The following is a 20,825-nucleotide window of genomic DNA, read 5'->3' as shown; positions in this document are numbered from 1 at the left end:
TGGTCACGTTCGACTGGTCACATTCGACCGGAGCCGGCCCCACCTGCGGATCCCGCACCGGAGTGGAGCCGTCTCCCTCCCGGGAGGGAGCGCGTCCGGACCCGGGGCGGGAGCCGCGCCGGCGCCGGACTGACAAGATGACGCGGTGACCGAGATCGCCGTGCCCAGGATCCTCGCGCCGCTGCTGGCCGGCGCCACCTACGCGCGCCTGCTGCACCTCCTGGTCGGATGGATCTTCATGGGCGTCGTCCTGCTGATCTATCCGGGGACGTACGGGCTGACGCTCGCCCGGATCGTGGCGGAGTGCGTCGCCGTGGACTCCGTCCTGCTGATGCTCGTCGCCCTCATCCCGGCGGCCCGGCGGGCGGAGGGGATCCAGGCCCGGCTGTTGCTGGTGCCCGACCGCGAGCAGGACATCGCCGCCGAACCCTCGCGCGGCTGGGCCGACCGGTGGCGCACCGCGCTCTGGCTGATCGGCCGGGTCGCGCTCGGCTCGGTCGTCGGGATGACGACCGTACTCGGCGTCAACGCCGGCGGCCATTTGCTGGCGGGGCCCCGGGGGCAGAGCTACCTCCTGCTCCTGCCGGTGGCGCTGTTCGGGTACGGCTGGCTGGTGGTGGCTGCGGGACGCCTCCAACTCGCCATGGCGACAAGGCTGCTGGGCCCGTCCCCGGCGGAGCGGCTGGCGGAGGCCGAGCTGCGGGCCGAACGGCTACTGGAGCGCAACCGGTTGGCCCGCGAGCTGCACGATTCCATCGGCCACGCCCTGACGGTGACGGTCCTCCAGGCCGGGGCCGCGCGCGAGGTCGGGGACCCTGCGTTCGCCGCCAAGGCGCTGGAAGTCATCGAGGAGACCGGGCGCCGGGCCATGGACGACCTCGAACGCACCCTGGTCCTGCTGCGCGAGACGCCGCCCGGCGAGAACGGCACGGCCACCGAGCGGCCCGGGATCGAGCAACTGCCCGCGCTGTTCGACACCGCCCGGGCGGCCGGCAGCCCGGTCGAGACGTGGATCGACGTGCCGGCCGGCGCACTGCCAGGGGTGCTCGCTCGCGAGTCCTACCGGATCGTCCAGGAGGGCGTCACCAACGCGCTGAAGTACGCGCCCGGCGAGCCGATCGGGGTCCGGATCGCCGTCCGGGCAGGGCAGTTGGAGCTGCGCTGTGCCAACCGGGCGCCGCACGGCACGGGCGGCTCCGGGGGCGCGCCGCGCCAGGGGGGTGGTGGGCGCAAGGGTGGCAAGGGCCTGCGCGGCATCCGCGAGCGCGCCGCACTGCTGGGTGGCGAGGCCATGGCCGGGGCGGCGGCCGACGGGAGCGGGGAGTGGGTGCTCGACGTCCGGCTGCCCCTACGCTTGGGCTCGTGACGGATGATCTTGCCGGAGTCGGTCCGGCGGGAGGCGGCACGGGGACCGTGGGGAGGCTGGTGCGGGGATGACGGACGTTCTGCTCGCCGACGACGAGGAGCTGGTCCGGTTCGGACTGCGGGCCGTCTTGGAGGCGCAGGGGGACCTACGGGTGGTCGGCGAGGCCGCCGACGGCGCCGAGGCGGTGTCGATGGCCCGGACACTGCGCCCGGACGTCGTGCTGATGGACGTCCGGATGCCGGTGATGGACGGCCTGGCGGCCACCCGCGAACTGCTGCGCCCCGGCGCGCCGGGGGAGCGGCCGCCGCGGATCCTGGTCGTCACCACCTTCGAGAACGACGACTACGTCTACCAGGCACTGCGCGCGGGCGCGGACGGCTTCCTGCTCAAGCGCTCCCGCCCGGCCGAGATCGCCCACGCGGTGCGGCTGGCGGCGGCCGGCGAGTCGCTGCTGTTCCCGGCCGCGATCCGCAGGCTGGCCGCCGGGCACGGCAATCCCGCCGCCCGCGCCACGATGGAGCGGGCGGCCCTGACCGGGCGCGAGGCCGAGGTGCTGCGGCTGATGGCGCGTGGGCTCAGCAACGGGGAGATCGCCGAGCGGCTGGTCCTCGGGGTGCAGACGGTGAAGACCCACGTCAGCAGCGTGCTGGCGAAGCTCGGCGCGCGGGACCGCACCCAGGCGGTGATCGCCGCGTACGAGTCGGGGTTCGTCGAGCCGGCGGAGTAGCGGCGGAGTAGCGGTTAAGTAGCGGCGGTGGAGTAGCGCGGTGGAGTAGCGGTGGCGCCGTCGTCGTCCGGTAGAGGGTGCTGGTGCTGGTACCGGTGCCGGGGCGCAGGCGCTTGTGGGTGGGTTGCGGTCAAGCCGGATAGGCGTGGGTCTGGGTGGCCTTGACCGAGGCCCAGACCACCGCCCCCGGCGCCAGTCGCAGTTCGGCGACGGCGGCCGGGGTGAGGTCGGCGGCCATCGGCAGGGTGCCGGAGAGTTCGGCGCGCACCTGGTCGCCGTGCAGGTCCAGGCCGGTGACCTCGGCCTCCCACAGGTTGCGGGCGCTGGCCTGCGGGCGCTCCCGGTAGAGGGTGACGGCGGAGGGCGGGAAGGCGACGAACGCCGGGCCGGACAGGTCCTCGGTGGTGGTCAGGACGGTGCCGTCCGGGAGGGTGACCCGGGTGCCCTCGGCCAGCCCCTGGTACAGGTTCAGGCCTACCAGTCGGGCGATGTAGTCGGTGCGCGGCCGACGGGCGACCTCCGCCGGGCTGCCGGACTGCACCTCCTGGCCGTCTTCGATCACGACCAGCCGGTCGGCCAGCACCATGGCGTCCAGCGGGTCGTGCGTCACCAGCACCGCCACGGCCTCGAACTCGGCCAGATGGCGCCGCAGTTGGGACCGTACGTCGAGCCGGGTGCGGGCGTCCAGGGCGGCCAGCGGCTCGTCCAGCAGCAGCAGCCGGGGGCGGACGGCCAGCGCCCGGGCCAGGGCCACCCGCTGGGCCTGGCCGCCGGAGAGCCGGCCGGGGCGCACCGAGGCGTGCTCGGCCAGCCCCATCCGCTCCAGCCAGGCCGCGGCCTCGGCCCTGGCCTCGCGCCTGGGCCGCCCCTGGCAGCGCGGGCCGAAGGCGACGTTGTCGAGCGCGCTGAGGTGCGGGAACAGCAGGTAGTCCTGGAACACCACGCCGACCGGCCGCTGTTCGGCCGGGGTGTGCAGGCGCTCGGTCGGGTCCTCCAGGACGTGGCCGTCCAGGTGCAGGTGCCCGCCGGTGAGCGGGAGCAGTCCGGCGAGGGCGCGCAGCGCGGTGGACTTGCCGGCGCCGTTCGGGCCGAGCAGGGCGATCACCTCGCCGGGGGCGGCGGTGAGCGCGAGGTCGAGGGCGAAGGCGGCGCGGTCGACCCGGAGGCGGGCGTCGAGGGCGGGGTTCGCGGCGGCGGTCGCCGTCGGGGGGCTTGGCGGGGGGCTCGTCGGGGGGTTCATGGGTTCGGCCTCCTGTCGGCGTCCTGGGGCGCGGGGCCGGCGTCCGGGGTCACGGGGGCGGCGTCCTGGGTCGCGGGGTCGACGGCGGCCCCGGCCCGGATGTTGCGGCCCGGGGCGGGTGGGGCGACGTCGACCCTGGCGTCGATGGTCCGGCCCGGGGTCACGGGGGCGACATCCAGCGGTCGCGCAGGCCGACGAGGACGGCGACGGAGACCACCAGCAGCACCAGCGACAGCGCGATCGCGGCCTCCGGATCGGACTCCATGGCCAGGTAGACGGCAAGCGGCATGGTCTGGGTACGGCCCGGGAAGTTGCCGGCGAAGGTGATCGTCGCGCCGAACTCGCCGAGCGCCCGCGCCCAGGCGAGCACCGCCCCGGCGGCGATCCCCGGGGCGATCATCGGCAGGGTGACCCGGCGGAAGGCCGTCAGCCGGGAGGCGCCCAGGGTCGCGGCCGCCTCCTCGTAGCGCGGGTCGGCCGCCCGCAGCGCGCCCTCGACGCTGATCACCAGGAAGGGCATCGCCACGAAGGCCTCGGCGATCACCACCCCGGTGGTGGTGAACGGCAGGGTGATGCCGAAGGCCGAGTCCAGCCAGGAGCCGACGATCCCGCGCCGACCGAGCACCAGCAGCAGCGCCACCCCGCCCACCACCGGCGGCAGCACCAGCGGCAGGGTGACCAGCGCCCGCACCACCCGCCGACCGGGCAGCTCGGTACGGGCGAGCAGCCAGGCCAGCGGCACGCCGAGGACCAGCGAGACCGCGGTGGCGGCCGTCGCGCAGATCAGCGACAGCCGCAGGGCGTCCCAGACGGCGGCGCTGGTCAGCTGCTCGGACAGGCCGCTCCACGGCGCCCGGATCAGCAGTCCGACCAGCGGGAGGACCAGGAACGCCAGACCGAGCAGCGCCGGGAGCAGCAGCGTGACCGGGACGCGCTGCGCCCCCGGGCGGCGGCGCGCGCCCCGGCGGCGCGGCAGGGCCTGCGCGGGTTCTGCCGGTGGCGGTGCCGGTGCCGGCGCGTGGTGGTCCGGGGCCGGCCCGGTGCCGCGGTTCCGGTCGCCCGGCCGGCCGCTGTCGGTGGTGCGGTCCCTCACGGCGCCTGGAAGCCCGCCGCGGTCAGCACCTGCTTGGCCTCGGCCGACTGGACGTAGGCGACGAAGGCGGCCGCGCCGTCCTTGTTCGGCGCCTTGGCGAGCGTGGCGATCGGGTAGTCGTTCACGGCCTTGGCGGCTTCGGGGAAGTCCACGCCGTCGATCTTCCCAGCATCGGACTGCACATCGGTCTTGTACACCAGCGAGGCATCGACCTCGCCGAGTTCGACCTTGGTGAGCGCGCCCTTGACGTCCTGCTCCAGGGTGACCGGGGTGAGGTCGACGCCGGCGGCCTTCAGCGCGGTGAGGGCGGCGGCGCCGCACGGCACCTCCTTTGCGCACAGCGCGACCTTCACGCCGGATCCGGTGAGGTCCTTCAGGCCCGTGACGTGCTTGGGGTTGCCCTTGGGCACGGCGATGGTGAGGGCGTTCCTGACGAAGGTCTTCGGCTGGCCGCTCCCGCCGCCCGCGTCGGTGACCGTCTTCATGGTGGCCGGGCTGGCGGCGGCGAACACGTCCGCCGGGGCACCGGAGTTGATGCTGGCGGCGAGGGCGGAGCTGCCGCCGAAGTTGAACTTCACCTTGGCGCCGGGGTTGGCGGCCTCGAACTTCTTGCCGAGATCGGTGAAGGTCTCCTTGAGCGAGGCGGCGGCGAACACGGTGATGTCCCCCTTGGCCTTGGGGACGCTGCCGCCATCGGTGCCGGCGGCGCCCGTGGTGCTAGCGGTCGAGGAGGCGGAGCCGGCGGACTTGCCGCCGTCGCTGCCGCAGGCGGTGACCCCGAGGCTGAGGGCGAGGGCCGCAGCGGCGGCGACGGCGAGTCTGCGGGGGGCGGTGGTGCGGGTGCTCATCGGTGGCTTCCCCTCCGGGGTTCGCGCCGGCAGGGGCGCGGAGGTGTGACCGCAGGTGCGGCCATTACGGCGATCATAGTGCCGCAGATGCGAGCGATAAATCCTCTGTCGCATCGCACAGCTGGGGTGGGGCGGGGGGCTCGGGGCTGCTGTGTGAAGGCTCAAACGTGCACGGACGGTTCGGGGGCGGTGCCGGGGAGTGCTGGGGAGCGGCGGTCGGGGCGGCCGGTTCGAGGGCGGCCGGTTCGAAGGCGGCGGTCGGGGGCGGCCGGTTCGGGCGGGAAAACCCGTCGCGTCCGGGCCGGTGGAGCGGACAAAGTGGGGCGCAGCCCGTAGGCGCGGCCGACCGTCGGCCGCCCGGGCCCGACGGTCGATCCATGCGGATCAACGGGAGGAGTCCGTCCATGTCCACGCTGCGCGTCACCGCCGAGAGGCTGGTCATCCTGGAGCACCCGAACGCCGACGCCCTGGAGCTGGCCCAGGTCGGCCTCTACCGGGCGGTGGTCGCGAAGGGCGCGTACCGAACCGGCGACCACGCCGTCTACATCCCCGAACAGGCCGTCCTGCCGGATGAGTTGGTTCAGGAGCTGGGGCTGACCGGCAAGCTGGCCGGCGGTGCGGCGAACCGGGTGAAGGCGGTACGGCTGCGCGGCGAGCTGTCCCAGGGCATCGTCTGCCGGCCCGCCGCGCTGGCCGGCACCGACCTGGCCGGGGCCGCCGAGCGGGGCGAGGACTTCGCCGAGCTGCTCGGCATCGTCAAGTGGCAGCCGCCGGTGCCGACGTCGATGAGCGGCGACGTGGTCAGCGCGCCGGACCTGCTGCCCTGGGTGGACATCGAGAACCTCAAGCGCCACCCTGACATCTTCGCACCCGGCGAGCCCGTGGTGCTGACCGAGAAGCTGCACGGCAGTTGCTGCCTGGTCACCTACACCGCCGACACTGGCGAGGTGCATGTCTCCTCCAAGGGGATCGGCGCCCAGGGGCTGGCGCTGGCCGAGGATGAGCGCAATCTCTACTGGCGGGCGGTGCGCGCGTACGACATCCCGGCGGTGGCGGCCCGGCTGGCCGAACGGCTGGGCGTCGAACGGGTCGGCATCTTCGGCGAGGTGTTCGGCGAGGGCGTGCAGGACCTGACGTACGGGTCCTCCGCGCGCAGCGAGCGCCCCGGGTACGCCGCCTTCGACGTGTCGGCGGTGGTCGACGGGCAGCTGAAATGGCTGTCGGCCGCCGAACTGCTGGACGGTGAGCTGCCGTTGGTGCCCGAACTCTGGCGCGGCCCGTTCGACACCGCGACGGTGCTGGCCCATGCGCAGGGCGAGGAGAGCCACTCCGGGCGCCGACTCCACCTGCGCGAGGGCGTGGTGGTGCGGCCGGTGGTCGAGCGCTGGAGCCCGGTGCTCGGCGGGCGGGCGATCGCCAAGGTGGTCAGCGACGCGTACCTGACCCGCAAGGGCGGCACCGAGTACGAGTGAGCCGCCCGCCGACGGGCTTCCCGCCGGCGCGCTTCCGGTCGGCGGGCTTCTCGCTGGCGCGCTTCCCGCCGGCTTCCTCGACTGAATACCCGTCAGTAAGGTCGAAGGGTCACCAAGCGCAGTCAGCGCCGAGGAAGCCCAGAAGGAGTGCCGATGGCCACCGCCGCCGCCATACCCGGACCGGCCGGGAACCCCCTGGTCGGTTCGCTCTTCGACCTCACCCGCCGCCCGCTGCGGACCTACCTCGCAGCCCGGCGCGACCACGGGGACGTGGTCCGGATCGTCGCCGGGCCGCCTGGGCTGCGCGTCGAGTTCTACGGGGTGTTCTCGCCCGAGGGCGTGCACCAGGTGCTCGGCAGCGAGGCGGCGAACTTCCGCAAGGAGAACAACTTCTACGACGAGCTGCGGACCAGCGTCGGCAACGGCCTGCTGACCAGTCAGGACGAGGTCTACCAGCGCCAGCGCCGGCTGGTCCAGCCGCTGTTCACCCGGCGCCGGGTGGACGGCTACGCGGACGCGCTCGCCGAGGAGGCGCAGGTGCTCGCCGAGCGCTGGCGGGCCGTGCCGGGCGGGGTGGTGGACGTGGCGGAGGAGATGTCGCGGTTCGCGCTGCGCGCCGTGGCCCGGATCCTCTTCGGCGCGGACGTCGAGGAGGCGGTGGAGGTGGTGAACCACAACTTCCCGGTGCTGGGCGAGTTCGTCAAGGAGCGCGGCTTCGCGCCGGTCCGCCTCCCGCGGACCTGGCCGATGCCGGGCAACCGGCGCGGCCTGGAGGCGCAGCGGGCCCTGTACGAGGTGTGCGACCGGATCATCGCCGAGCGGGCCGCGCGCGGCGGCGACGACGGGGCCGACGATCTATTGACCCTGCTCGGGAAGGCGCGCGGCGAGGACGGCGAGCGGCTGGATCCGGCCGAACTCCGGGACCAGGTCCTGGTGTTCCTGCTCGCCGGGCACGAGACCACGGCCACCTCGCTGGCCTTCGCGCTGCACCTGCTGGCCAAGCATCCGGAGCAGCGCAGGCTCGCCCAGGAGGAGGCGCGGACCGTCCTGGCCGGGCGGGCGCCGACGGCGGCGGACCTGGAGCGGCTGCCGTACCTCGCCCGGGTGATCAAGGAGGCGATGCGGCTCTTCCCGGCGGCGGCGCTGATCGGGCGGCGGGCGGTCGAGGCGACGGTCATCGACGGGTACACCATCCCGGCGGGAGCGCAGGTCATCATCGCGCCGCTGGTCACCCAGCGGCACCCGGATCACTGGGTGGAGCCGGAGCGCTTCGACCCGGACCGGTTCCGGCCGGAGGAGGAGAAGGCGCGGCACCGGTACGCCTGGTTCCCGTTCGGCGGCGGACCGCGGGCCTGCATCGGGCAGCACTTCTCGATGCTGGAGTCGGTGCTGGCGCTGGGAGTGCTGCTGCGGGACTTCGAGGTGGAGGTGGTGGACCGGCGGGTGGCGCTCGCGCAGGGGATCACGCTCCGGGCGGCGAGTGCGATGCGGGTGCGGGTGACGCCCGTCGGGTGACGGGGGTGGGTTCGGGTTCGGGTTCGGGTTTCAACATTCAACATTCAACGTTCAGCGGACAGATAACAGATGTCGAAATCTGTTATCTGTCCGCTGTTCGCTGTCGTCTGCTGTTTGTTGTCGTCCGCCGACCGTCGGGCGCATGCGCCGCCTACCGGGCATCTGGGCACAGGACCCTTTCATTCGAACACACCACCCTCGGTGCGCGGGCAGCTTTTCAGATCTTCGCTTGACTGATTCCGGCCGCTCGATAGCGTCCCACGCACCCCAAGCCGAAAGCGCACATCCGACTGGCATATGCCCGTCGGATGCAGTCCGCCCGGCCTGGGGTGCCCGGAGGCACTGCTTACCGCCCCGGGCCCGACCGGTCGACCGGAGGTCCCATGGGCGCCCTCAACCACTTCAGCTTCGGCTGGCTGACACCCGTCGTCTCGTACGCGATGGCCTGTGCCGGCGCCGCCCTCGGGCTCCGCTGCACCCTGCGCGGCCTGGCCGCCACCGGCGCCACCCGCCGGAACTGGCTGCTCACCGCCGCCGCCGCGATCGGCTCCGGCATTTGGACCATGCACTTCGTCGCCATGTTCGGCTTCGCCGTCGACGGCACCGAGCTGCGCTACAACGTGCCGCTGACGGTCCTCAGCCTGCTGGTCGCGGTGCTGGTCACCGGCCTCGGCCTGACCGTGGTCTGCTACGGCCGGCACCGCGGCCTCGCACTGCTGGGCGGCGGTTGCACCACCGGCGTCGGCGTCGCCGCGATGCACTACCTCGGCATGGCCGCCGTCCGCATGCACGGCGGACTGCACTACGACGCGGGGACGGTCGCGCTGTCCGTGCTGGTCGCGGTCGGCGCCGCCACCGCCGCGCTCTGGGCCGCCGTCACCATCCGCAACGTGTACGCGGCGGCGGCGGCCTCACTGGGCATGGGCCTCGCGGTCAGCTGCATGCACTACACCGGTATGGCCTCCGTCCACGTCCAACTGGAGCCCGCCCGGACCGCCCTGGGCGGGGTCAGCCCGATGGACTTCGTCTTCCCGCTCGCCGTGGGCCTCGGCTCGTTCCTCTTCCTCGCCTCGGCCTTCGTCGCGCTCTCCCCGGCGGCCCAGGAGCGGGCCGGCTGGTCGGCGCCGGAGGAACTGGTGATCGAGGAGTTCGCCGAGCCGGCCGTCCACCCGGAGGCCGAGCACGCGGACCCCGGATTCCCGGAGCGGTACGGCCACGACCGCGCGGCCTGATCCCCCGTCCGCCCGAGCCCCGTCCCACCTGCGTCCCGCCAGAGCCGGCCCCGTCCCAGCCCTGTCCCGCCCGAGTGCTGTCCCCGCCCGAAAGGCCCCACATCACCCATGCGAGAAGACCGCGGTACCGCCCCCGGCGCCCGCCGGGGTGCCCACGCCGGCCCGCCCGCCCGTTCGCCGCTGCCCGGCCCCTGGCTGCGCGGGCTGCGCCCCCGGACCGTCCGCGCCCGGATCATCGCGCTGCTGATGGTCCCGGTGGTCTCCGTGATCGCCCTCTGGGGCTTCGCCACCGTGACCACGGCCCAGGGCGTCTGGGATCTGCTGCGCCTGCGCGACACCCAGCGCAGTCTGCTCACCCCCGTCGCCGACACCGTCGCCGGCCTGCAGGCCGAACGTGCCGCCGCCGGACAGCTGTTGGCCGGCCCGGGGCTCGTCCCGGGGACCGTCCCCGCCGCCGGGCGGGAGAGCGCCCTGCGCGAGGCCGCCGCGACCACCGACCGGGCGTTCGCCCTGCTGTTCCCCGATCCCCGCCACCCCGGCCAGGGCTACAACCGTGCCGACGCCCAGGGGTTGGGCGCTGACGCGGCCGCCCGGCTGGACGCCCTGGCCGCCTCGCTCGCCGCACTGCCGGAGCTGCGCGGCCGGGTGCTGACCCGGGGCGTGGGCTGGCCCGAGGTGTACGCCGCCTACGGCGCGGCCGTGGACCAGGCGCTGGCGGTGTCCGGCGCCGCCGCCCCGCCGCAGGGTGGCCGGGCCGGAGTCGACGTCCGGGTACCGCCGGAGCTGGACCGATCCCGTGAACTCCTCGCCCGGGAGGACGCGTTGCTGCGCGCCGCCCAGCTCTCCGGTGGGCTCGGCGACGACCAGCTGCGCGAGTTCGCCGGTACGGCCTTCGCCCGGCGCGCGTTCGAGCAGGGCGCGGCCGCCGACCTGCGCCCCGCCGACCGGGACGCGCTGCTCGCCGTCACCGACGGGGCGGACCACCGGGAGCTGGGCGTCTACGAGGACAAGGTCCGTACCGCCGTCGACGGTCGGGCCGCCGTCGCGGCGGTGCCGCCCGACCGCTGGGCGATGGTAGCCGGGAACGTCGCCGACGGGCTGCGCGGCGTCGAGGACCGAGCCGGGCGGTTCGGCGCCGAGGCCCAGAACCCTTACGCCCAGGGCCTGTTCGCCCCGGCCGGGATCGCGGTGCTGCTCGGTCTGCTCGGGGTGGTCGCCTCGCTGGTGATCTCCGTGCGGATCGGGCGTGGCCTGGTCGCCGAGCTGACCGGCCTGCGCAACTCGGCACTTGACCTGGCCGGTCGCAAACTCCCCGCCACGATCAGGAAGTTGCGTGCGGGCGAGGAGGTGGACATCGAGGCCGAGGCGCCCAGGCCCAGCGGCCGCGACGACGAGATCGGCCAAGTCCACCGGGCGCTGGGCACCGTACAGCGGGCGGCCGTCACGGCGGCGGTGGAACGGGCCGAGGTGCTGTCCGGGGTGTCCGGGGTGTTCGTCAACCTCGCCCGCCGCAGCCAGGTCCTGGTGCACCGCCAACTCACCCTGCTGGACACGATGGAGCGCCGCACCGAGGACCCGTCCGAGCTGGCCGACCTGTTCCGGCTGGACCACCTCACCACCCGGATGCGCCGCCACGCCGAGGGCCTGATCATCCTCTCCGGTGCCGCCCCCGGTCGGGCCTGGCGCCGGCCCGTCCCGCTGGTGGACGTGGTGCGGGCGGCCGTCTCTGAGGTCGAGGAGTATGCCCGGGTCGAGGTGCACCCGCTGCCGCGCGCCGCCGTCGTCGGCCACGCCGTCGCCGACCTCACTCACCTGGTGGCCGAACTGGTCGAGAACGCCACCGGGTTCTCCCCGCCGCACACCAGGGTGCACATCCGCGGTGAACAGGTCGGCAACGGCTACGCGTTGGAGATCGAGGACCGCGGCCTCGGCATGGGCCCGGCCGCCCTGGCCGCCGCCAACCGGCGGATCGCCGCCGCCGAACAGAGCGACCTGTTCGACAGCGACCGGCTCGGCCTGTTCGTGGTCAGCCGGCTGGCACGGCGGCACGGCGTCCGGGTCTCGCTGGTGACCTCCGCGTACGGCGGCACCACCGCCGTGGTGCTGCTGCCCACCGGACTGCTGGCCGACGGGCGGGAGGGGCTCGGGCAGGACGCCGTAACGGAGTTGGACGCCGTACCGGAGTTGGACATCGTGCCGGTTCCGGATGGTACGGGCGGGACCCCGGAGCCGGATGCCGACTGGTGGTCGCAGCCGTGGCCGGTTTCGGCACCGGCGACGGCACCGACGGCACCGACGGCACCGGCGACGGCACCGGCGACGGCACCGACGGCACCGGCGCCGATGGCGACGGCACCGGCACCGATGGCGACGGCGACGGCGAAACCGGTCCCGACCGCGGCACCGACCGCGCCCGCGACCCCGGCCACCGGATTCCCGGGCGGCGGGGCGGCGGAGATCGAGCTTCCGGCGGCGGGTGGGCCGCTGCCGGAGGGCGGGGCGCTGCTGCCCTTCGGTGTCCGGGGCGGAGACCCCGGGCCGGTGCGGCGCACCCCCGTTCGGGCCGCCGCTGCCCGGACGGCCGGACCGGCTGCGGACGGAGGCCCGGGTGCCGCCTCCCGTCCGCAGCCCGGTCCGCCGCAGTCCCACCGCGTGGCGACCGCGGTGCCACCGGGCGAGCGGCAAGTCGGCGACGTTCCTGTGGAGTTGCCGCGCCGGGTGCGTCAGGCGAGCCTGGTGCCGCAGCTGCGGGAGACGCCGAGCGCCGCCGCCCCGCGCAGCCGACGCGCTACGGACCGCGGGTTCGGGGAGGGCGCTGGGGGAGGGGCCGGGCCGGCGACCCGCAGCCCAGAGGCGGCGCAGGCGGCGATGTCGGCCTTCCAGAACGGCTGGGCGCGCGGCCTGCGGTCCGGCCGGTGGCCCGAGGAGCCGTCGGCAGCCGGACCGGGCCTCCGGCAGGATCTCCGACCGGAAGAGCGATCCCAGGAGCGACCCCAAGAGCGACCCGACATCCGACCCGAAGGAGACCGGCCGTGATCGGCACCACCCACCGCGCGGGGGAACTGAACTGGCTCCTCGACGAGTTGGTCCAGCGCGCCCCCGAGGTCCGGTTCACCGTGATGCTCTCCGCCGATGGCCTGGCGATGGGCAGCTCGGCCGGTCTGGCTCGCGAGGACGGCGAGCACCTGGCCGCCGTCGCCTCCGGCTTCCACAGCCTCGCCAAGGGCGCCGGACGGCACTTCAGTGCGGGTGAAGTCCGGCAGACCATGGTCGAGTTGGAGGGCGGCTACCTGCTGGTGGCGGCGGCCGGGGAGGGCACCTGCCTGGCCGTGTTCGCCACCGCCAGGGCCGATCTCGGGCTGGTCGCCTACGAGATGGCGAGACTGGTCCGCCGGGTCGGCGAGCACCTGAGCGCCCCGCCCCGCGCGGTGCACGGAGGATGAACACGGTGACCCACCCGGACCGCCCGGATCAGGCGGAGCACGCGTTCCACCCGTACCACCAACGACATCCGGAGCATCCCCGCTCCGATCCCGGCCGACCGCCGCGCAACCCGCTCGCCGCCGCCCACCGGGCCCGCTGGTACGACGACGAGGCCGGGCCGCTGGTCCGCCCGTACGCCATGACCGGAGGCCGGACGGGGGTCGGCGAGCAGCAGTTCGACCTGATCGCCGTGGTCGTGTCCGACCTGCCCGACCCGCTGCTCGCCCCGGACCTGCCCGAGCCGCCGGTCGGCCCCGAGCAGGCGCGCATCCTCGGACTGTGCCGGGGCAACCCGCTGTCCGTGGCCGAGCTGGCCGCCGACCTCGACCTGCCGGTGGGCGTCGTGCGGGTGCTGCTCGGCGACCTGCTGGCGGCCGGGCTCATCCGGGTCAGCCGCCCCGTCCCGCCTGCCCTGCTCCCCGACGAGCGCATCCTCCAGGAGGTCATCCATGGGCTCCGCGCACTCTGACCACCCGTCCCAACGGCATCGGTCCGACCGGCACCCGTCCGACCGGCGTCCGTCCGGGCGTTGGCCGTCCGATCCGGTGGGTCCCGTGGATCCGGGGGATCCCGGGGACTCCGTGCTCGCCCTCAAGATCCTGGTCGCGGGCGGTTTCGGGGTCGGCAAGACGACGCTGGTCGGCGCGGTCAGCGAGATCCGCCCGCTGCGCACCGAAGAGCGGCTGACCGAGGCCGGGCGCACGGTGGACGACCTGGACGGGGTGGAGCGCAAGACCACCACGACGGTGGCGATGGACTTCGGCAGGATCACCATCCGCGAGGGGCTGGCCGTCTACCTGTTCGGGACCCCGGGGCAGGACCGGTTCTGGTTCCTCTGGGACGAGCTGGCGCAGGGGGCGCTCGGTGCGGTGGTGCTCGCCGACACCCGCCGCCTGACCGACTGCTTCCCGGCCGTCGACTTCTTCGAGCACCGGGGCATCCCGTTCGTCGTCGCGGTGAACCGCTTCGCCGGGACGCGCGAGTACGGCCCGGAGGAAGTCGCCCGTGCGCTGGACCTGGACTCCGGTACGCCGGTGGTGCTGTGCGACGCCCGGCGGCGCGCCTCGGGCAAGGACGTGCTGATCAACCTGGTCGAACACGCGGGCCGGGTGCACTCCGCCCGGCTGCTGGCGGAGGTCTCGCCGGTGACGGCGGGCGGCGGGCGCTGACGGCTGACGGCTGACGGCTGACGGACGTGCGAGAACAGATGACAGCGAACAGAAAACAGATGACAGCTGACAGATGACAGATTTCGAAATCCGTCAGCTGTCAGCCGTCACCCGTTCCGCGCAGCCGCTACCTGCTCAGCTGTGCCACTGGAACACGACCTTGGTCCAGGTCGACCCGGGGCAGTTGCCCCAGACGTCCCACGCCTGCGGTCGGGCGCCGATCCACAGGCCGACGGACGACGTGCCGTTGGCACAGTAGGTGATGGTGCGCAGCTGGCCGGAGTAGACGTTGCAGTACCCCTCCCAGCGCCAGCCGTAGTTGGCCGTGATGACGCAGTGGTAGCCGGTGGCGGTCACCTCCGGCGTCGTCGCGGCCGCGCCGGAGGTGATGGTCTGGTCGGCGGCCGGCGCCGCGGCGGCCGGCAGGGTGGCGGTCCCGAGCATGCCCAGGGCGGCCGCTCCGGCCATCCCGAACATGGCGATCTTCTTGGCGATGCAGCCTCGCATGGTGGTTCTCCTCGCTCAGCGGTTCCCGTCGGGTGGGGTGCCCCGGCCGGCGTGGTCCTGGGGAAGTGAACTCCCCCACGTCGTCCGGTCGATGACGAATTGCACACGAATGACTGCGCTGCGTGAGAGGACGGCTTATGATGTGACCTGTGTCACAGGATGTCCGGCGGGGCTGGGGACAGTTCCAACTGGGCGGTCGGGATGCCGATTTCCGGGGAGAACGGCATGGCGGAATGCAGCGGACGGTACACGGGCGGTCAGCGCAAGGACTTCGGTCCGGAGTCGCCGGAGCGCCAACCCGCCGACTTCAACCAGGTGTTCACCGAGCTGCTGCCCAGGCTCCAGCAGGCGGCCGCGATGCTGGCCGGCAGCCCGCTCGCCGCCGGTGACGTCGTCCACGACGCGTACCTGCGGATCGCCCGCAGTCCGGAGCGCTTCCTCAGCCATCCGCAGCCGTACGCCTACGTGTTCACCACGATGACGAACATCCTGCGCGACCAGTGGCGCCGGGAGCGGCGCCGGGTGGCCCTGCCCGAGGTGCCGGAGTCGGGCGAGGCGGCAGGCTGCGGCCGGTCGGCGCTCGACCCGCCGGCCGACGGCATGGCCGAGTCGCAGGCGCGCTGGGAGGTGGTCCGGCTGCTCGGCTTCCTGACCGTCAAGCAGGCCCGGGTGGTGGTGCTGGTGGACCTCGACGGCTACTCCGTCGACGAGGCCGCCGAACTGCTCGGCCTGCACCGCAGCACCCTGGCCGTCACCCGTCGCCGCGCTCACCGTCGGCTGCGCGCCGTCCTGGAGCGGGAGCGCCGGCACGAGCCCTGACGGTCCGCTCCCGGCCGGGCTCCGCCGCACCGGGCCGCCCCCGCCGCACCGGACGGCTCCCGGCCGTATCGGACCGGGCCCCGCCGCGCAGGGCCCGTCCCCGACGCACCGAGCCGACGGCAAGTCGGCTGATGCGTCACCCCGGCCCGTACTCTGCGAATCGTGATCACGTACGAGGACCACAGTCTCCACGCCCTGGCCGAGGACGGCCGCTGGCCCGAGCTGCTCGCCGCCTACCGGCAGGGCCGGGCGGTCGCCGTCGCGCAGGCCGGGGAGGAGGCCGCGGTGGTTCTGACCGCGCCGCTCGGCCACCTGATCGCCTACGCGGCGCCGCCCGAACTGGCCGTCCGGCTGTTCGACGCGGACGGCGGCGAGGGGACGGTCGCCGGGGTCGGCGACCACGACGCCGGTCCGCTCTGGGAGGTGTTGGCGACCCGCCACTCCTGGCTGCGGCTGGCTCCGCTGCTCGGTCCGGCCCGGGTGCGTCGACTGGTCGCGCACACCCGGGTGCTGCTCGGGGAGGACCTCTCGTACGGGGCCGAGCCCAACCCGGAGGGCGTGCCGCTGCGCCTGGAGCCCTGGGAGAAGGCGGGCTGGGACGAGGCCTCCCGGGTGCGCGAGTACCTGCCCGGCGGTGGAGCACGTAGCGCGGTGCTGACCCTGCCGGCCAGCCGCGAGGGCCTGGGCGAGGTCGAGCTGCCGCAGCCGGTGGCCCGGCCGGGCGGGCAGCGGGTCACCCGGGGGCTGGGCGAACTGGCCGCGTTGGTGCCCTGGGCGGAGGTGGTGTGCGTGCGCGGTCCGGCTCCGCTGGCGGCCGCCGTGCTGGCCCGGCGGCGGCGGGTGGTCGGCGGGTTCCTGCCGTTCGCGCTCGCCTACCCGGCCCTGGTGCAGGCCGCGGTGGTGGGCCGGACGCACGGCTGCGCGCACGGGCGGCTGCGGCTCTGGCGGGCGCTGGGCGCGATGGCCGGCGCGGACGGGCCGGGCCGCGCCGAGGTGGGCGCGCTGGTGGCCCGGATGCGCTGCTTCACCTGGCAGGAGCCGGCTGCCGGACTGCGCCATCTGCACCTCGCGCTGGAGGATCCGGCCAGCGGGGTGGCCTGGGCGGTCAGCGGCTCGCAGGACTTCTGAGCGGTCCCCCTGAGCGCTCCTGCGGGCTGCTCCCGAGGGCTCCCTCCGAACGCTCCCCGCTGGTGGCGGGAAAGCGGGAACCCCCGGCCCGGCGCCGTTTCCGGGGGATGGTGTGAGGCGCCGGACCGGGGGAGTGCGGGGTGCTCGCTCAGGCGACGGCGGTCCCGGCTCCGGCTCCGGCCCCGACGGGGACGGTCTCCGGTGCGGGGCCCGAGGGGTCGGCGGCACCGGTGCCGCCGTGGCTGTCGACCAGCGTCAGCTCGTCGAACGGCAGCTCGCCGCCCAGCACCCGCTGGGCGCGCTCGGCGTCCAGTTCGCCGGTCCAGTGCCCGATCAGCACGGTCGCGACGGCGTTGCCGGCGAAGTTGGTGAGTGCCCGGGCCTCCGACATGAAGCGGTCGATGCCGACGATCAGACCGACCCCGTCCACCAGGGCCGGCTTGTGCGACTGCAGTCCGCCGGCGAGGGTGGCGAGTCCGGCGCCGGTGACCCCGGCGGCGCCCTTGCTCGCGATCACCATGAACACCAGCAGCGAGAGCTGCTCGCCGATCGACATCGGCTTGTCCATCGCCTCGGAGATGAAGATCGAGGACATGGTGAGGTAGATCGCGGTGCCGTCGAGGTTGAAGCTGTAGCCGGTCGGCACGGTGATGCCGACGACCGGGCGGCTGACGCCCAGGTGCTCCATCTTGGCGATCAGGCGGGGCAGCGCGCTCTCGGAGGAGGAGGTGGAGAGGATCAGCAGGAACTCGCGCCCGAGGTACTTGAGCAGCGCGAACACATTGACCCCGGCGACCAGGCGGAGCAGTGCGCCGAGCACCACGACGACGAACAGCACGCAGGTCACGTAGAAGCCGATCATGATCACGGCGAGGCTCTTCAGCGCGTCGACGCCGGTCGCTCCGACCACCGCGGCCATCGCCCCGAAGGCGCCGACCGGCGCGACCCACATGATCATCGACATGATCCGGAAGACCAGCCGCTGGAGGTGCTCGATCCCGCGCAGCACCGGGGCGCCGGCCGTCCCCATCGCCTGAAGGGCGAAGCCGGCCAGCAGCGCGATCAGCAGGGTCTGCAGCACCTTGCCCTGGGTGAGGGCCGAGAACAGGGTGTCGGGGATCATCCCGAGCAGGAAGTCGGTGGTCGACTGGGCGCCGCCGGCGGTCGCCTGGGCGTGGCCGGACTTGGCGAGGGCGGCGGTCAGGTGGAGGCCGCCGCCGGGCTCCAGCAGGTTGCCGACGGCCATGCCGATGGCCAGGGCGATGGTCGACATGACGAGGAAGTAGCCGATGGCGAGGCCGCCGACCTTGCCGACCTTCGCGGCCTTGGTGACCGAGCCGATGCCCAGCACGATGGTGCAGAAGATCACTGGGCTGATCATCATCTTGATCAGGTTGACGAACCCGGTGCCGATCGGCTTCAGCTCCACGGCGAAGCCGGGGGCGACCAGTCCGACCACCACGCCCGCGATCACCGCGGCGATCACCGCGAGGTAGAGGTAGTGGGTCCGGTCCTTGCGTCTGGGTCCCCCCGCCGTGGCGGACTCGGTGATCGACATCTGCGGCTCCTTCGCCCTGCAGTCCTGGCGGCCCCGGGTGGTGGGCCGCTTTGACTATGGGGTTCTGGCGTGACGGAGGTCACGTTTGCGTTCATAGAGTTCACGGTGGGCGGGAACCGTCGGGCCGCTGGGGGTGTCCGGGGCCGTGGTGCACACTGGCATGCATGTCCGTGAGCACCGCCCCCGCCCGCTCGCGTCGCCGGGGGATCCCCCTGCCGCGCCGGCTGGTCCGCAGCCTGGCCGGGCAGCTGTTCGTCGTCCAGGTGGTCATCGTCGCCGCCGTGGTCGCCGGCGGCGCGGTGCTCGCGTACCTTTTCACCGCCGAGCGCACCGAGGACGCGGCCCGCCGCGAGGTCACCTCGATCGCTCACGCCGTCGCCGACTCCCCCGCGGTGCGGTCCGCCGTCGCCGGGCCCGACCCGACCGCGGTGCTCCAGCCGTACGTCGAGCAGGTGCGCCAGGACTCCAGGGTCTCCTTCATCACCGTCATGGACACCGACGGGGTGCGCTGGACCCACCCGCTGCCCGAGCAGATCGGCAAGCGCTACCTCGGGCACATCGACTGGGCGCTGGCCGGCGAGACCCGCAGCGAGACGTACACCGGCACGCTCGGCCCGTCCGTGCGGGTGGTCACCCCGGTGCTGGATGACCGGCACCGGGTGGTCGCGCTGGTCAGTGTCGGGCTGACGCTGGAGTCGATCTCCGCCCAGTTGAGCGGCCCGCTGCTCGCCCTGGTCGGGGTCGCGGTCGCAGCTCTCGCGCTCGGCGGGGTGGGCACCTACCTCGCCAACTCCCGGCTGCGGCGGCACACCCACGGCATGCGGCCGGACGAACTCAGCCACCTCTACGAGTACCACCAGGCGACCCTGCGCTCGGTGCGGGAGGGGCTGATCCTGCTCGACCGTGCGCACCGGGTGGTGCTCTGCAACGACGCGGCCCGCGAACTGCTGGGGCTGGAGGGCGAGTTGGATGGTCGTCCGGTGGCGGAACTGGAACTGCCGGAGGCGCTGGTGGCCGCCGTGCTCGGCGAGGAGCCGGTGCGGGACGAGGTGCACCTGACGGCCGAGCGGGTCGTGGTGCTCAACACCTCCACCATCGGCACCGGCCTCGGCCGGGTGGTGACCCTCCGTGACCACACCGAACTTCAGTCGCTGAGCGGCGAGCTGGACTCCGTCCGCAGCTTCACCGAGGCGCTCGGGGCGCAGGCGCACGAGGCCGCCAACCGGCTGCACGCGGTGGTCTCGCTGATCGAACTCGGGCGCCACGAACAGGCGGTGGAGTTCGCCACCGCAGAGCTCGCGCTCGCCCAGCAGCTCACCGACCGGGTGGTAGCGGCCGTCAGCGAGCCGGTGCTGGCCGCGCTGTTGCTCGGCAAGGCGGCCCAGGCGGCCGAGCGGGGCGTGGAGTTGACCCTCACCGAGGACAGCCGGATCGACGACGGGGTACTCCCGCCCGGGCTCTCCACCCGGGACCTGATCACCGTCCTCGGCAACCTGATCGACAACGCGGTGGACGCCGCGATCGCGGGGTCCGCCCAGAGCCCGGACGCGCCGGAGGTCACCGTCACCGCCCGGATCGACCCGGGCGGCGCGGCGGCCGGCCCGGGCGCCCGGGCCGCCTGCCTGCTGCTGCGGGTCGCCGACACCGGCGCGGGCATCGACCCGGCCGCCGTCGAGGACGTGTTCCGGCGCGGCTGGAGCACCAAGCAGGACGGCCACGGGCACGGCCTCGGGCTGGCGCTGGTCGCCCAGGCAGCCCGGCGCAACGGCGGCACCGTCGAGGTCGGGCGCGAGCGCGGCGCGGTGCTCACCGTACGGCTGCCGCTGACCGGGGGCCTGGTCCGCTCCGACGAGTGCGAAGAGGTCCCGGCGTGAGCGGCGTGAGCGACGGCGCCGACTGGGCGGGCGGGGTGGGCGGGGTGGGCGGCGGGATCTCCGTGCTGGTGGTGGAGGACGACCCGGTGGCCGCCGCCGCGCACACCCTCTACGTGGAGCGCGAGCCCGGCTTCCGCGCCGTCGGCACCGTGCACAGCTGCGCCGACGCGCTGCGCTTCCTGGAACGGGCGCGGTCCGCCGGAACGCCCGTCGACCTCACCCTGCTCGACCTCTACCTGCCGGACGGCCACGGCCTCCAGCTGTGCCGCACGCTGCGCGCCGCCGGGCACGGCACCGACGTCATCGCGGTCACCTCGGCCCGTGACCTCGCGATGGTGCGGCAGGCGGTCTCGGCGGGGGTGGTGCAGTACCTGCTGAAACCGTTCAGCGCGGCGGCCCTGCACGACCGGCTGGAGCGCTACGCCCGCTACCGCGACAGCCTCGGGCGCACCGGCGAGGCCACCGGGCAGGAAGAGGTCGACCAGGCGCTCGCCCTGCTCCGCACGCCCGAGCGCAACTCGCTGCCCAAGGGACTGAGCGCGCCCACCCTGGACGCCGTGGCCACGGTGTTGCGGGAGACCGCGACCGGGCTGTCGGCGGCCGCTGCCGGTGCCGCCGCCGGGGTGTCCCGGATCACCGCGCGGCGCTACCTGGAACACCTGGTGGACACCGGGCGGGCGGTGCGCGAGCCGCAGTACGGCAGTGTCGGGCGGCCGGAGCTCTGCTACCGCTGGAAGGGGCGATGAGGATCCCCGGCCACCCCCGTGGGGTGCGGGTGGATCCGGTCGACTCCG

19 protein-coding genes are annotated in these 20,825 nt (G+C 74.2%); 13 read left to right on the top strand and 6 right to left on the bottom strand.

Annotated features, from left to right (window positions below; genetic code table 11):
• The first annotated feature begins 145 nt into the window (after positions 1-145).
• Both ACZ7BZ_RS06455 and ACZ7BZ_RS06450 read left to right on the top strand, forming a co-directional pair.
• Positions 146-1,366 (top strand): sensor histidine kinase, encoded by a 1,221-nt coding sequence (locus tag ACZ7BZ_RS06455; protein ID WP_470357373.1) that lies wholly within the window; start codon positions 146-148, stop codon positions 1,364-1,366.
• Between the two features lie 67 nt (positions 1,367-1,433).
• Positions 1,434-2,093 carry a response regulator transcription factor gene (locus tag ACZ7BZ_RS06450; protein WP_380451009.1) on the top strand — a complete coding sequence of 220 codons (660 nt, stop codon included), beginning with the start codon at positions 1,434-1,436 and terminating at the stop codon, positions 2,091-2,093.
• Between the two features lie 130 nt (positions 2,094-2,223).
• Here ACZ7BZ_RS06450 and ACZ7BZ_RS06445 read toward each other — a convergent pair whose 3' ends face one another.
• The 4 genes from ACZ7BZ_RS06445 to modA all read right to left on the bottom strand — a co-directional run bounded on the left by ACZ7BZ_RS06445 (position 2,224) and on the right by modA (position 5,274).
• The gene (locus ACZ7BZ_RS06445) at positions 2,224-3,333 is read right to left on the bottom strand and encodes an ABC transporter ATP-binding protein (RefSeq protein ID WP_470357372.1); all 1,110 of its coding nucleotides are present in this window, start codon (positions 3,331-3,333) and stop codon (positions 2,224-2,226) included.
• Positions 3,330-3,497: a hypothetical protein gene (locus ACZ7BZ_RS06440; protein WP_470357371.1), complete on the bottom strand. Its 168-nt coding sequence runs from the start codon at positions 3,495-3,497 to the stop codon at positions 3,330-3,332. The genes ACZ7BZ_RS06445 and ACZ7BZ_RS06440 overlap by 4 nt, the downstream gene beginning before the upstream one ends.
• Positions 3,494-4,309, bottom strand: coding sequence for an ABC transporter permease (locus ACZ7BZ_RS06435; protein ID WP_470357547.1), 816 nt, complete (start codon positions 4,307-4,309; stop codon positions 3,494-3,496). The genes ACZ7BZ_RS06440 and ACZ7BZ_RS06435 overlap by 4 nt, the downstream gene beginning before the upstream one ends.
• Positions 4,310-4,422: 113 nt before the next feature.
• Positions 4,423-5,274, bottom strand: a complete 852-nt coding sequence (modA, locus tag ACZ7BZ_RS06430) for a molybdate ABC transporter substrate-binding protein (RefSeq protein WP_470357370.1) — start codon at positions 5,272-5,274, stop codon at positions 4,423-4,425.
• 404 nt (positions 5,275-5,678) lie between these two features.
• Here modA and ACZ7BZ_RS06425 point away from each other — a divergent pair, with 404 nt between their 5' ends.
• From ACZ7BZ_RS06425 to ACZ7BZ_RS06395, 7 genes are all read left to right on the top strand, one after another.
• Positions 5,679-6,746, top strand: a complete 1,068-nt coding sequence (locus tag ACZ7BZ_RS06425; protein ID WP_470357369.1) for an RNA ligase (ATP) — start codon at positions 5,679-5,681, stop codon at positions 6,744-6,746.
• 153 nt (positions 6,747-6,899) lie between these two features.
• On the top strand, positions 6,900-8,261 hold the full coding sequence (locus ACZ7BZ_RS06420; protein WP_470357368.1) for a cytochrome P450: 1,362 nt from the start codon (positions 6,900-6,902) through the stop codon (positions 8,259-8,261).
• A gap of 383 nt (positions 8,262-8,644) precedes the next feature.
• A complete protein-coding gene (locus ACZ7BZ_RS06415) occupies positions 8,645-9,493 on the top strand; it encodes an MHYT domain-containing protein (protein WP_470357367.1) in 849 nt (282 codons plus the stop codon).
• Between the two features lie 108 nt (positions 9,494-9,601).
• Positions 9,602-12,529 (top strand): sensor histidine kinase, encoded by a 2,928-nt coding sequence (locus ACZ7BZ_RS06410; RefSeq protein WP_470357366.1) that lies wholly within the window; start codon positions 9,602-9,604, stop codon positions 12,527-12,529.
• The gene (locus ACZ7BZ_RS06405) at positions 12,526-12,936 is read left to right on the top strand and encodes a roadblock/LC7 domain-containing protein (protein ID WP_470357365.1); all 411 of its coding nucleotides are present in this window, start codon (positions 12,526-12,528) and stop codon (positions 12,934-12,936) included. The genes ACZ7BZ_RS06410 and ACZ7BZ_RS06405 overlap by 4 nt, the downstream gene beginning before the upstream one ends.
• Positions 12,937-13,097: 161 nt before the next feature.
• Entirely contained in the window at positions 13,098-13,445 is a 348-nt protein-coding gene (locus ACZ7BZ_RS06400; RefSeq protein ID WP_465742639.1) for a DUF742 domain-containing protein, read from the top strand.
• A gap of 85 nt (positions 13,446-13,530) precedes the next feature.
• Complete coding sequence (locus ACZ7BZ_RS06395) at positions 13,531-14,145, top strand: GTP-binding protein (RefSeq protein ID WP_470357364.1); 615 nt, start codon at positions 13,531-13,533, stop codon at positions 14,143-14,145.
• Between the two features lie 135 nt (positions 14,146-14,280).
• Here the strand turns inward: ACZ7BZ_RS06395 and ACZ7BZ_RS06390 are convergent, their stop codons facing one another.
• On the bottom strand, positions 14,281-14,652 hold the full coding sequence (locus tag ACZ7BZ_RS06390) for a hypothetical protein (protein WP_470357363.1): 372 nt from the start codon (positions 14,650-14,652) through the stop codon (positions 14,281-14,283).
• 225 nt (positions 14,653-14,877) lie between these two features.
• On the opposite strand from ACZ7BZ_RS06390, the gene ACZ7BZ_RS06385 reads away from it, so the two are divergent.
• Positions 14,878-15,471, top strand: a complete 594-nt coding sequence (locus ACZ7BZ_RS06385) for an RNA polymerase sigma factor (RefSeq protein ID WP_470357362.1) — start codon at positions 14,878-14,880, stop codon at positions 15,469-15,471.
• Between the two features lie 162 nt (positions 15,472-15,633).
• Entirely contained in the window at positions 15,634-16,599 is a 966-nt protein-coding gene (locus ACZ7BZ_RS06380) for a hypothetical protein (protein ID WP_470357361.1), read from the top strand.
• 148 nt (positions 16,600-16,747) lie between these two features.
• Here the strand turns inward: ACZ7BZ_RS06380 and ACZ7BZ_RS06375 are convergent, their stop codons facing one another.
• The gene (locus tag ACZ7BZ_RS06375) at positions 16,748-18,157 is read right to left on the bottom strand and encodes a cation:dicarboxylate symporter family transporter (RefSeq protein ID WP_470357360.1); all 1,410 of its coding nucleotides are present in this window, start codon (positions 18,155-18,157) and stop codon (positions 16,748-16,750) included.
• 164 nt (positions 18,158-18,321) lie between these two features.
• On the opposite strand from ACZ7BZ_RS06375, the gene ACZ7BZ_RS06370 reads away from it, so the two are divergent.
• Both ACZ7BZ_RS06370 and ACZ7BZ_RS06365 read left to right on the top strand, forming a co-directional pair.
• A complete protein-coding gene (locus ACZ7BZ_RS06370) occupies positions 18,322-20,031 on the top strand; it encodes an ATP-binding protein (protein WP_470357359.1) in 1,710 nt (569 codons plus the stop codon).
• A complete protein-coding gene (locus ACZ7BZ_RS06365) occupies positions 20,028-20,777 on the top strand; it encodes a response regulator (protein WP_470357358.1) in 750 nt (249 codons plus the stop codon). The genes ACZ7BZ_RS06370 and ACZ7BZ_RS06365 overlap by 4 nt, the downstream gene beginning before the upstream one ends.
• Positions 20,778-20,825: the final 48 nt, after the last annotated feature.

Source organism: Kitasatospora sp. NPDC036934 (genome assembly GCF_055608425.1).
Note: the sequence above shows the minus strand (reverse complement) of the source record. Positions and strands in the feature narration are given on the sequence as shown.